Annotated in this window: 9 protein-coding genes and 1 pseudogene; 2 read left to right on the top strand and 8 right to left on the bottom strand. The window is 72.4% G+C overall.

Annotation, left to right across the window (positions count from 1 at the left end; genetic code table 11):
* Positions 1-772 (top strand): acyl carrier protein (locus tag BZZ08_RS37040; RefSeq protein WP_133169263.1); only part of this gene is annotated, 772 nt, incomplete at its 5' end.
* Between the two features lie 480 nt (positions 773-1,252).
* Here BZZ08_RS37040 and BZZ08_RS37045 read toward each other — a convergent pair.
* The 3 genes from BZZ08_RS37045 to BZZ08_RS37055 form a co-directional block, all read right to left on the bottom strand.
* Entirely contained in the window at positions 1,253-2,128 is an 876-nt protein-coding gene (locus BZZ08_RS37045; protein WP_104636546.1) for a DUF4097 family beta strand repeat-containing protein, read from the bottom strand.
* 91 nt (positions 2,129-2,219) lie between these two features.
* Positions 2,220-3,008, bottom strand: a complete 789-nt coding sequence (locus BZZ08_RS37050) for an ABC transporter permease (RefSeq protein ID WP_104636547.1) — start codon at positions 3,006-3,008, stop codon at positions 2,220-2,222.
* On the bottom strand, positions 3,005-3,994 hold the full coding sequence (locus BZZ08_RS37055; RefSeq protein ID WP_104636548.1) for an ATP-binding cassette domain-containing protein: 990 nt from the start codon (positions 3,992-3,994) through the stop codon (positions 3,005-3,007). The genes BZZ08_RS37050 and BZZ08_RS37055 overlap by 4 nt, the downstream gene beginning before the upstream one ends.
* A 130-nt stretch (positions 3,995-4,124) precedes the next feature.
* Here BZZ08_RS37055 and BZZ08_RS37060 point away from each other — a divergent pair, with 130 nt between their 5' ends.
* Entirely contained in the window at positions 4,125-4,856 is a 732-nt protein-coding gene (locus BZZ08_RS37060; protein WP_104636549.1) for a TetR/AcrR family transcriptional regulator C-terminal domain-containing protein, read from the top strand.
* Between the two features lie 188 nt (positions 4,857-5,044).
* On the opposite strand, the gene BZZ08_RS37065 is transcribed toward BZZ08_RS37060, so the two are convergent.
* From BZZ08_RS37065 to BZZ08_RS40185, 5 genes and pseudogenes are all read right to left on the bottom strand, one after another.
* Positions 5,045-6,235, bottom strand: a complete 1,191-nt coding sequence (locus BZZ08_RS37065; RefSeq protein WP_104636550.1) for a cytochrome P450 — start codon at positions 6,233-6,235, stop codon at positions 5,045-5,047.
* On the bottom strand, positions 6,232-7,440 hold the full coding sequence (locus tag BZZ08_RS37070; RefSeq protein WP_104636551.1) for a cytochrome P450: 1,209 nt from the start codon (positions 7,438-7,440) through the stop codon (positions 6,232-6,234). The genes BZZ08_RS37065 and BZZ08_RS37070 overlap by 4 nt, the downstream gene beginning before the upstream one ends.
* Positions 7,441-7,504: 64 nt before the next feature.
* Positions 7,505-7,723: an MbtH family protein gene (locus BZZ08_RS37075; protein ID WP_104636552.1), complete on the bottom strand. Its 219-nt coding sequence runs from the start codon at positions 7,721-7,723 to the stop codon at positions 7,505-7,507.
* Positions 7,720-9,975 (bottom strand): amino acid adenylation domain-containing protein, encoded by a 2,256-nt coding sequence (locus BZZ08_RS37080; protein ID WP_104636553.1) that lies wholly within the window; start codon positions 9,973-9,975, stop codon positions 7,720-7,722. The genes BZZ08_RS37075 and BZZ08_RS37080 overlap by 4 nt, the downstream gene beginning before the upstream one ends.
* Before the next feature lie 175 nt (positions 9,976-10,150).
* A pseudogene (locus BZZ08_RS40185) lies at positions 10,151-11,716 on the bottom strand (condensation domain-containing protein); the annotation flags it as partial.
* Positions 11,717-11,728 lie beyond the last annotated feature (12 nt).

Below are 11,728 nucleotides of genomic sequence, written 5' to 3' on the forward strand. Positions count from 1 at the left end.
GCTGACACCGGCGTGTGCGGTGGACCCGGCCGCGCTGCCCGCGCCGGTCGCCGCGGCGCCCTCCCCGGCCGACGGCGGCGCACCCGCCCCGACCGCGCAGCAGGAGGCGCTCTGCGAGCTGGTCGCGGACGTCCTCGGGGTGGAACGGGTGGGCCTCGGGGACGACTTCTTCGCCCTCCGCTGCAACTCCCTGAAGGCCACCCGCATCATCGGCCGGATGCGCCGCACCCTCGGTGTCGAGGTCACCATCCGGCAGCTCTTCCAGTACCCGAACGTCGCGGACCTCTCCGCCCACCTGCGGCCCGCCACCGCCAAGAGCCGCCCGAGCCTGGGCGGCACGCTGCGGCGGGCGGGGCAGCGGGACGGTGAGGGCGCCGCGGCGGTGGCCCGGCAGATCCGCCAGAACACGAAGGAACAGGTGACGGTCATGCGTGAGAACGCCAAGCAGGACGCCCGGCAGCTCAAGGAGCAGCTCGTCGGGCAGACCCGGGACCAGTACGGGGCGGACTTCCAGGCCCGGCTCATGGAGGACGTGGAGGAGCGGGTCCGCGCGGGGATGCAGCACGGGTCGGGCCGGCCGAAGGGGCGGGACGCCAAGGAGACGCAGAAGCTGCTGAAGCGGATGCTGGAGCGGTTCGGCGACCAGGTCCGCGACGCCGGCCAGGACCGCGCCCTCACGGAGGACGACCTGGCCAAGGCCCAGGGCCTGCTCAACACCACGGCCGAATCCCTCTCCGCCCTGTTCCGCACCACCCCCCCGAAGGCGGGCTGACCTTCCCCTCGTCAGCCCCCGCCCCCGGCCCCCCGCATCCGCGGGGGGCCGGGGGTTTTCCCCTGCACGCCGCCCGGCCCGGGGCGGGGGCGGGGGCGGGGGCCGCGACAGGGCGGAGGCGGGACGCGGGGGCGATGGGGAGGCCCCGGTGCGGGCGGCGGGCCGGTACGGAACGCGGAGCGTGGCCTGGCAGGAGTGGCGGAGCGGGACCCGGCAGGAGTCCCGGAGCGGGACCCGGCAGGAGTCGCGGAGCAGGCACGGCGAGGGACGCGCACCGCCCGCACCGTGCCCGGCGCGGCAGGCGCCCCGCCCCGCACTGCCCGGCGTGGCGTCGCGCAGGTGGGCCGGGGCGGGCTGGGCCGGGCCGGGCCGGGCCGGGCTGGGCTGGGCTGGGCTGGGCTGGGCTGGGCTGGGCTGGGCCGGAAACGCCTCCGCCCCCGCCCTGGGTGCGGGGGCGGGGGCGGTCGGTGGAGGTGGGCCTCAGGGCCAGCTTTCGCCGTCCAGGTCGTAGGAGGTCCGGCGTACGACGATGTCGCCGATGATGGTGTGGGCGTGGATGCGGACGGCGTCGGGACGGTCGGCGGAGGTGCCGGCGACGATGAGGTCCAGGGAGCGGTAGACGGTACCGACGTGCGAGTCGAGGTCGAGCAGCGTCGGCACGCCCAGGGCGACGCCGACCTCCAGCTTGCCGGACGCCGTCTCCAGCACGAGCGGCCCGCGCGTGGTCTCGTCGATGCGGATGTCGCCCTGCGAGGCCCGCGCCTCCACCTCGGCGTGCGCCCGCCCGATGTGCAGGTCGCCGCTGTCCGCGTACACGCGTACGTTGCCCCTGGCCTCGCCTATCTCGGAGTTGCCCTTGGTGCGGTTGAGCTGGACGGCCGCGTCGGCGACCCGGATGTGCACGTCGCCGCCCTCGGCCAGGGCCTCCACGTCGCCGTGCGCGTGTGCCACGGTGACGTTGCCGAGGATCGAGGTCAGATGGAGCGGCCCCGCCTGCTCCACCTCGATGTGGCCGCAGTCGGTGCTGAGCCGGCACTCCCCCAGGCGGCCCACGCACACGAAGTCGGCGGCCAGCGCGTCCCCGCGGACCCGGGAACCGGCCGGCAGCCCGATGTCGATGACCACCGCGCCGCCGCCCAGCGCGAACCCGCGCGGGTTGGGCGCGCTCACCACGAGTTCTCCGGCCGTGAAGGACACGTGGGCCTGCTGCGCCGTCGCCACGTCGCGCGGGTCGGAACGGTCGTTCGGACGCACCTCCACCACGGTGTCGGTGCGGGCGCCCGCGGCGATGCGGACGCTGCCGACGTTCAGCTCGATGGTGGCCAGGATCGGCTGGGGTGTCTCGAATTCCGGCATGACGAACCCTTTGGCGGATGGCAAGCAGCCCGTGGACACGCTGGGGTGCCACGGGCTGCGGGGGATGACTCGGCGGACGGGTGTCGCGCCGTCAGTTGGTGCGGTCCTTGTTGAAGTGCTTCATGGCCCAGACGAAGCCGAGGAGCGTGAGGCCGGCGCACCAGGCGACGGCGATCCACGCGTTGTTGCCGATCTCGGTGCCGAGGAGCAGCCCGCGCAGGGTCTCGATCATCGGCGTGAAGGGCTGGTACTCGGCGAAGTAGCGCAGGCCGGTCGGCATGGTGTCGGTCGGCACGATGCCGGAGCCGACGAAGGGCAGCAGGATCAGCGGGAAAGGGGCGTTGCTGGCCGCGTCCAGGGTCTTCGCGGCGAGGCCGAAGGCGACGCCGAGCCAGGTCAGGGCGAGGCTGGCGGCGGCGAGCAGCGCGAGGGCCGCGAGCCACTCGACGGGGGTGGCGTTGGGCCGGAAGCCCATGGCCCAGGCCACCGCGAGGACGAGCGCCATGCTGGTGAGGGTCTGCAGGACCGAGGAGATGACGCGGGCGATGAGGATGGCCGGACGGAAGATGGCCATCGTCTTGAACCGCGCGATGATGCCCTCGGTCATGTCCACGGAGGTGGACACGGCGGTGCCCAGGGAGCCGGTGGCGGCGGTCATGATGATCAGGCCGGGCAGGACGTAGTTGACGTAGTCGTCACCGCCGCCGAGGGGGGCGACGCCCTCGCCCAGCACGTTGCCGAAGACGTAGACGAACAGCAGCAGGAACAGGACCGGGATGCCGACGATCGACAGCGCGGTGGTGGGGTAGCGCAGCTGGTTCTTGATGTTGCGGCGCAGCAGGGTGGCGGAGTCGGCGACCGCGTAGGTGACGGTGCTCATACCAGGGCTCCATTCTCGGTGTCGGCGCCGACGGTGCCGGCGGGCTCGCTCTTGCTGGTGTCGGGGGTCTGGCCGGTCAGGGCGAGGAAGACGTCGTCCAGGTCCGGGGTCTTGAGCGACAGCTCGCCGACGGTGCTGACGTCGAGCCGGGCGAGGACGCCCTGGACGGCGGCGGCGCTGCCGTCGCTCGGGACCCGCAGCGTCATCGAGTCCTCGTCGCGGGTGAGCGGGGTGCCGTCCAGTGCGGCGGCGGCCGTGGCGAGCGCGGCGGTGCTGGTGAACCGCAGGTCGATGCTGCCGCCGGGGATCTGCCGCTTGAGCTGCTCGGGAGTGCCCTGGGCGACGAGCCGGCCGCCGTTGAGGACCGCGATGCGGTCGGCGAGCTGGTCGGCCTCCTCCAGGTACTGGGTGGTCAGGAACAGGGTGACGCCGTCGGCGACCAGGTCGCGCAGCAGGTCCCACATCGCCCGGCGCACCCGCGGGTCCAGTCCGGTGGTGGGCTCGTCCAGGAAGATCACCCGCGGTGCGCCGACCAGGGTCATCGCCAGGTCGAGGCGCCGCTTCATGCCGCCGGAGTAGGTCAGCACGGGCTTGCGCGCCGCCTCCACCAGGTCGAACTGCTCGATCAGCCGGGCGCAGCGCTCCTTGGCCACGCGCTTGTCCAGGTGCCACAGCCGGCCCATCAGCGCGAGGTTCTCCTCCGCGTTCAGGAAGGGGTCGACCGCGGAGAACTGTCCCGTGACGCCGATGCTGCCGCGGACGCCGTCGGGGTCGGCCGCCAGGTCGTGCCCGGCCACCGTCACCCGGCCCTCGTCCGCCTTCAGCAGCGTCGAGAGGATCTTCACGGTCGTGGTCTTGCCCGCGCCGTTGGGACCCAGGAGCGAGAACACCGATCCGGCCGGGATCTCGAGATCCACTCCGTCCAGTACCCGGTGCTCGCCGTAGGCCTTGCGCAGACCGACAACCGAAATCGCCGTACTCACCATCTCAATCCTCCTCACTGACTTGCACGCTGTTCAAGTCCTCACCGTAGAGGCGACTTGCACACTGTGCAAGTGCTGTTCCGGGTCTGACTTGAACTTTGTGCAATCCGAATTTCTGATCTAGCCTGAGCTCATGCCCCGTGACACGCTGACCCGCGAGCAGATCGTGCGCGCAGCCATCGAGCTGCTGGACGCCGAGGGTCTCGAGGGTCTGAACATGCGCAGTCTCGGCAAGCGCCTCGACTCGGCGGCCACCGCCGTGTACTGGCACGTGAAGAACAAGGACAACCTCGTCGTCCTGGCCGGGAACGAGGTGTGGAACGAGGTCGGGCTACCCGACCTGGACACCGTCGACTGGCGCACGGCGGCGGCCACGATGGCCGGTGACCTGTACCGCATGGTCACCAAGCACCCCTGGCTGGTGATGGCCTTCGCCTCGCAGCCCCTCTACGGGGAGAACAAGGCCCGCCACGACGACCACAGCCTCGCGGTCTTCGAGAAGGCCGGTTTCGTCGGTGTGGAGGCCGACCAGGCGGCGGCCACGGTCTTCACGTTCGTGCTCGGCCACTCCATCGGCCTGTCGGCCACCCTGTCGGTGAACCGGCGTCTGACCAAGGCCGGCCGCAACGCCCAGGAAGCGATCAGGGAGACGATGGCGCAGGCGACGGAGATCGCGCTGGGCTTCCCCCGGCTGCGCTCCCGCGTCGACTCCTATGCCGGCACCGAGTACGGCGCCGCGCCCGAGCACAGCTTCGAGTTCGGCCTCCAGGCCATCCTGGACGGTCTCGAGCGCCGGCTCGGCAGCCGGTCGCTGTCGCTGCCGGACCGGGCCGGCGCGCAGGACCTGGACCGCGTCCATCGGTGACTCCCGTCGGTCGGTGAGGGGCTCGGCCCTCCGGGTTTCGGTTCCCGCGGCAGCTGTCGCCCCGGTACGACCACGACGTTATGGGGTCCGCTTATCGGTGCCTTATCGACGCGCTATCGGGTCCCGGACGTGCGAGGTCCCCGCCGGTGGCTCCGACGGGGACGGGGGCGGGGGGCGGGTGCCGCGGGTCAGGCGGTGCGCACCGCCAGGGAACGCACGCCGGTGAACTCGGGCGAGCCGAAGAAGACCGGCGGGACGTCCGGGTCCACCCGGAGCGTCGGGAAGCGGTCCAGGAGCAGGTTGAAGACCACCCGGGTCTCCACCCGGGCCATCGCCGCGCCGATGCAGTAGTGGGCCCCGCGCCCGTATCCGACGTGCTGGTTCGGAGCGCGGCCCGCGTCGAAGGCGTCCGCGTCGGGGAACTGGCGCGGGTCGCGGTTGGCGGCGCCCAGCTGGATGCTGACCATCTGGTCCTTGGGGATCTTCACCCCGCCCACCTCGACGTCCACCTCGGTGGCCCGGTAGGAGGTGGTGGCCGGCGTGAAGTACCGCATGACCTCCTCGAACATGCTCGGCACCAGCGAGCGGTCGGCCCGCACCCGGGCCGCCTGGGCGGGGAAGGACTCCAGGCAGAGCATGGTGTTGCCGATCAGGATCGGGCTGGTGAGGTGGCCCGCGCCCAGCACCGCCACGGCGAAGTTGATGATCTCGTCGCGGGCCATCGGGCTGCCGTCGAGGTAGCGGAACTCCAGCATCAGGCTGAGCAGGTCCTGCCGGGGCTCCTTGGCGCGCTCGTCGATGATCTCGCCCAGGAAGTCGCGCAGCGGCAGCAGCGGGCCGAGCAGCGAGTCGAAGTACTCCTCGCCGCCCTCGCCGACCGTGCTCATCTGGACGTCCGCGTCCATCGTCTGGTCGACGGCCTTGAACATGTACCGCTGCTCGGGCGGCGTGCCCAGCAGCTCGCTGAAGAGGATCCCCGACAGGTCGTCGATGAAGTCGCCCAGCAGGTCGAACCGGTCCCGGCCGGCCAGGGGGGCCAGCAGTTCGTCGCCCAGGCCGGTGATCCGGCCCTCCAGGTCCTCCATCCGCTTGGGGCTGAAGGCCCGGCCCACCTGGCGGCGCATGTGGATGTGCTCGGGCCCGTTCATCTGGGCCATGTCGCCCTTGATCAGCCGGGCCTGCTCCTCGTCCACGTCGAACAGGCGGGTGGAGTCGGCGGAGAACGACTCGGAGTCGTTCAGGACCTCCAGCACCTCCGGGTACCCGGCGACCTGCCACACGCCGATCGCCTCGTCGAAGGCGACCTTCTGGTCCGGCAGCCGCCCGCGCAGCCAGTACTTGTCGGGACCGAGGCCCCAACGGTCCGCGAAGTCGGTCACCGGGCCCCGCCCCGCCCGGTCAGGACGTGCATCGAGCGCACGCCCACCATGTCCTCCGAGGGGAAGAACGTCGTCGGCCGCTCGGGGTCGGACCGGAAGTCGGGGTAGCGGTCGAGCAGGGCGTTGACGGCTATCCGCCCCTCCAGGCGGGCGAGCCGGGCGCCCAGGCAGAAGTGCACGCCGTGCCCGAAGACGACGTGCGCGTTGGGGGTGCGCTCGGGGCGGAACTCGTCGGGGCCCTCGAAGCGCAGCGGGTCGCGGTTGGCGGCGCTCACCCACGGCAGGATCATCTGCTCGGCCGGGATGGTGACGCCGCCGAGCTCCACCTCGCGGGTGGTGACCCGGGACAGGGTCGCGGCCGGCGGCAGCAGCCGCAGCGCCTCCTCGATGGCACCCGGCACCAGCGAGCGGTCCTCGCGCACCCGGTCCCGCTTGGCGGGCTCCGTGTCCAGGCACGCCATGGTGTTGCCGACCATCATCGTGCTGGTGATGTGCCCGGTGATCAGCAGGACGTTGGCGATGTTGACGATCTCGGTGTCGGTGAGCCGGTCGCCCTCCTCCTCGGCCTGGGTGAGGTAGGTCAGGAGGTCCTCGCGCGGGTTCTTCCGCCGCTCCACCACCTGGCCGAGCATGTAGTCGAGCAGCGGCTGGAGGCGCTTCTCCGCGTCGTGGATCTGCTCCTCGATCCCGTCGCCGCCGGCCACGAAGTCGATGCCCGCCATGTTCTCGATGATGTCGAAGGCCGCGCCCTTGAACAGGTCGAAGTCCTTGCTGTCGATGCCGAGCATGTCGGCGATCACCCGCACGGGCAGCGGGTAGGCGAGGTCGGCGACCAGCTCGAAGGAGCCCTTCTCGTCGACCGCGTCGAGCAGCTCGCCGGTGATCTTCCGGATGGCGGGTTCGAGGTTGGACACCACCCGCGGGGTGAAGGCACGTCCGATGAGCTTGCGGTACTTGGTCTGCTCCGGCGGGTCCATCTGGGAGATGTCGCCCTGCTGGAACTTCTCGTCCACCTGCACGGCGGCGTAGGCGGCGGTGCGGGCGGAGAAGGTCTCGTGGTCACCGAGTACCTGCTCGACCTCGGCGAAGCCGTAGACGTTCCAGGCGCCGAACGCCTCGCTGAACTCGACGGGCTTGTCGGGCCGGATGCCGCGCAGCCAGGGGCTGTTGGGGTGGAAGTTCCACCGCTCGACGACTTTCGACATGGCGAAGTTGATTCCTCTCGCTGGTGTCTCTGCGCTGGTGTCGCTGCTCGCTGGTGTCGCTGCGCTACTTCTCCGCGGCCATGGCCGCCCGCAGGCTTCTGGGCCGCAGGTCGGTCCAGTTCTGCTCGACGTACTCCAGGCACTCGGCGCGGCCCGCGGGGCCGAAGACGGCCCGCCAGCCGGCCGGCACGTCCGAGAAGGTCGGCCAGAGCGAGTGCTGGTCCTCGTCGTTCACCACCACCTGGAACTGGCCGTTCTCGTCGTCGAAGGGGTTGCTGCTCATATGTCGAATCTCCGTTTCGTCTCCCGGCCGATGAGCCGGCAGATCTCGTCGGCCGACCCGGCGTCGATCAGGTCGTGGTGGGTGCTCTCGATGTCGTACTGCGTGACGGTCCCCGTGATGTACGGCCCCCACAGGTCCCCGTAGCGGGCGTCCTGGTTGGGCACCGCGTTGAAGAACAGCGCGTCGCCGTGGAAGACGGGTGAGGTGAACTTGGGCGTCAGCGAGGTGTGATTGACGATGACCCGGACCGCGTCGTCGAGGAACGCCTCGTGGTCCCCGGAGCCGACGCCGCTGGTGAGGTGCTCGCGGAAGTACTCCCGCAGCGCGGCCGGGGCCGGCGCCGGCTGGGTCGCCAGGTAGTCGCCGGGCACGCTGTCCAGCAGCACCAGGAACGCCACCTCGTGGCCGCGTTCCTGGAGCCGGGCGGCGACGGCCTGGGCGAGGGTGCCGCCGATGGAGTACCCGGCCAGGTGGAACGGGCCCTCGGGCTGGACGGCCAGGATCTCCCCCACGTAGTCGAGGACCATCTCGTCCAGCGACTCGGGCAGCCGGGCCGCCCCGTCGAAGCCCTTGGCCTGGATGCCGTGGATCGTCCGGTACTGGGGCAGCCGGCCGCCGAAGCCCAGGTAGGGCCAGCAGATGCCGCCGCCGGGGTGCACGAACCACAGTGGCGGCCCGTCGGCGCCCGCGGCCCGGCTGCCGCCGCCCTTGATGGACAGCACCGGGGCGAAGGGGTCGCCGGACAGCCCCGAGTCGCCCTCCGTCTCCAGGAACGCGACCAGTTCGGCGACGGTCGGCGCGTCGAAGACGGCGCGCAGGGGCAGTGCGACGCCGAGGACCACCCCGATCCGGCTGATCAGCCGGGCGGCGAGCAGCGAGTGCCCACCGCGGGTGAAGAACGAGTCGTCGATGGTGACCGAGTCGAGGCCGAGCACCTCGGCGAACAGACCGCACAGGATCTCCTCGCGGGTGGTGCGCGGCGCCCGGCCGGCCGACTCGCCCGCGTAGTCGGGGACCGGCAGCGCCCGCTTGTCGAGCTTGCCGCTCAGGGTCAGCGGCACCTCGTCGATCAGTGCCAGCGCGGCCGGCACCATGTGCTGCGGCAGCCGCGCCCGCACCAGTTCGCGCACCTCGGACACCAGGTCCGGGTCGCCGGCCCGGTCCGCGGTGGGCACCAGGTAGCCGGCCAGCCGCCGGTCGCCGCCACCGCCGTCGACGATCACCACGGCCTGGTCCACTCCCGGATGGGCCCTCAGCCCCGCCTGCACCTCGCCCAGTTCGATCCGGAAGCCGCGGATCTTCACCTGGTCGTCGGCCCGCCCGTGGAAGACGAGCGCGCCGTCGGCGGTCCACGCCACCACGTCACCGGTGCGGTACATCCGTTCGCCGGGCCCGCCGAACGGGCAGACCACGAAGCGGGCGGCGGTCACGGTGGGCCGGCCGACATAGCCGCGGGCGAGGCCGGGACCGGCGATGTACAGCTCGCCGGGCACCCCGGCCGGGACCGGACGCAGCGCCGCGTCGAGCACGTACAGCCGGGTGTTGTGGATGGGCGTGCCGATCGGGAACACCCGGTCGTCGGCGGTCAGCGGGGCGCTCATGGTGGCGCACACGGTGGTCTCGGTCGGGCCGTAGACGTTCATCATCCGGCGGCCCGGCGCCCACTGGGCGACCAGTTCGGGCGACGGCGCCTCCCCGCCGACCAGCAGCGAGACCACGCTGCTCAGCGACCCGGCGGGGAGCGCGGCCAGCATCGACGGCGGGAGCATCATGTGCGTGACCCGGTGCCGGTCCACCGTCGCGGCCAGCGGCGGGCCGGGCGCCAGCTCCTCCTTGTCGGCGAGGACCAGGGTGGCCCCGGACAGCAGCACCGTGAACATCTCGCACAGGGAGACGTCGAAGCTGGGCGAGACCAGCTGGAGCATCCGGCTGCCGGCGTCCACCGCCATCCGCTCGACGTGCGCGTCGACCAGGCTCGCCACACCCCGGTGGGTGACCACCGTGCCCTTGGGCAGACCGGTCGAGCCGGAGGTGTAGATGACGTACGCGGCGCTGTCGGGGCTGCTGCCCCGGGGCACGCGCGGGACGTGCCCGCCGCCGGACGGCACCCGGTCCACCCGGACCGTGGGCAGGCCGTGCCCGTCGGTCACCGCGGCCGCGGAGGCGTCGACCACCGCGAGCCGGGCACCGGAGTCGGCCAGCATGTAGGCGATCCGCTCGGCCGGGTAGGTGTGGTCGACCGGCAGGTACACCCCGCCGGTCCTCGAAGAGCAGGGCGGTGGCGTCGGGTGTGGCGGCGGCCCGGCGTTCGAACTGGTCCGCGACGGTGCCGGGAGCCGTCGGTGCCGCCGTGCCGTTGAAGCCGTCGAGCAGCCGGCGCCGCTCCTCCTCGGGCTGGAGGTCGAGGGCGGCGACGGGCGCGTCCGGGTCGGCCGCGATCCGGGTGAGCACCCGGCCGAGCCGGTCCGCGATGCCCTCGGCGACCGCCGCCTCGAAGTGGTCCTGCTGGTACTCCATGACGACGTGCAGCCGGTCGTCGGCGGCGGCCGCGATACCGAGCGGGTAGTGGGTGCCGTTGCCGGTGCCGACACCGGTGATCGCGACGCCGCCGTTGGCGTCGGCGTCGGCGAGGCCGTCCCGCTCCATCGGGAAGGACTCGAAGACCACGACGGTGTCGAACAGCGTGGTCAGTCCGGCGGCCCGGCAGATCTCGGTGAGCCCGACGTGATGGTGGTCCATCAGCGCGCTCTGCCGGTCCTGGAGCGCGGTGAGCACCTGGCGCAGGCTCTGCCAGGGCGACAGCTCCGCCCGTACCGGCAGGGTGTTGATGAACAGGCCGACCATGGACTCCACCCCGGGCACGGCGGGCGGCCGGCCGGAGACGGTGGTGCCGAACACCACGTCCTGCCGGCCCGTGATCCCGGCCAGGACGATCGCCCAGGTGCCCTGCACCAGGGTGCTGAGCGTGACGCCCAGCTCGGCGGCGACGCCGATCAGCGCACGGGCGGTCTCCGGGGCCAGCGGGATGTCGGCCTGCCCCACCCGCCGCGCGTCGGCCCGCACGCTCGGGTCGGTCACGACCAGCGTCGGTTCCTCCACCCCGGCCAGCTCGGTCCGCCAGGCCCGGTCGGAGGCCGCCGGGTCCTGCTCCGACAGCCAGCGCAGGAAGTCGCCGTACCGGTGGGCCCGCGGCAGGACGGAGGGGTCGCCCCCGGAGCCGTACAGCCGCAGCAGCTCGCCCATCAGGATGCTCAGCGACCAGCCGTCCAGCAGGGCGTGGTGCGAGGTCAGCACCAGCTGGGCCTCGTCCGCTCCGGTCAGCGCGAGGCTGATCCGCAGCAGCGGGGGCCGGGCCGGGTCGAAGTGGTCGGCCTCGTCCTCGGCGAGCAGCCGCCGCAGGGCCTCGGCGCGCGCGGTGTCGTCCAGCTCCCGCAGGTCGGCGTGGAGCCAGGGCAGTTCGACCTCGTCGAGGACCAGCTGCGCGAGGTCGCCGGAGCCGTCGGGGACGAAGGCGGTGCGCAGGTTGGCGTACCGGTCGAGCAGCGCCTGCCCGGCCGCCCGCATCCGCTCGGGCTCGACGGCGCCGGACAGGCCGTAGACGACCTGGACGTGGTAGGCGTCGTACGAGGTGTCCGCGAGCATCGACTCGAACAGCAGGCCGTGCTGGAGCGGGGTGAGCGGCCACACGTCCGCCAGGGACGGGAAGCGTGCCTCCCAGCGTTCCAGTTCGCCCTGGCGTACGGCGACCAGCGGCACGTCGGAGGGGGTCAGCCCGCCCGCGCCCGGCCGGGCGGCGTGCCGGGCCAGACCGGTGAGGGCGGTGCCCCACAGGTCGGCCAGCTCACCCACCTCGTCGCGGGAGAGCACGCCGGTCGGGAACCCGAAGCGGACGGCGAGCGCCGGGCCGTCCTCGGTGTCCGTCACCGCGGCGTTGATCTCCAGGGTGGACATCACGGGCATGTCGGCGTCGGGGACGGCGATCAGCTCGTTCATCCCCGGGGTCTG

The sequence above is a fragment of the Streptomyces sp. MH60 genome (assembly GCF_002939385.1).
Lineage (GTDB): Bacteria > Actinomycetota > Actinomycetes > Streptomycetales > Streptomycetaceae > Streptomyces.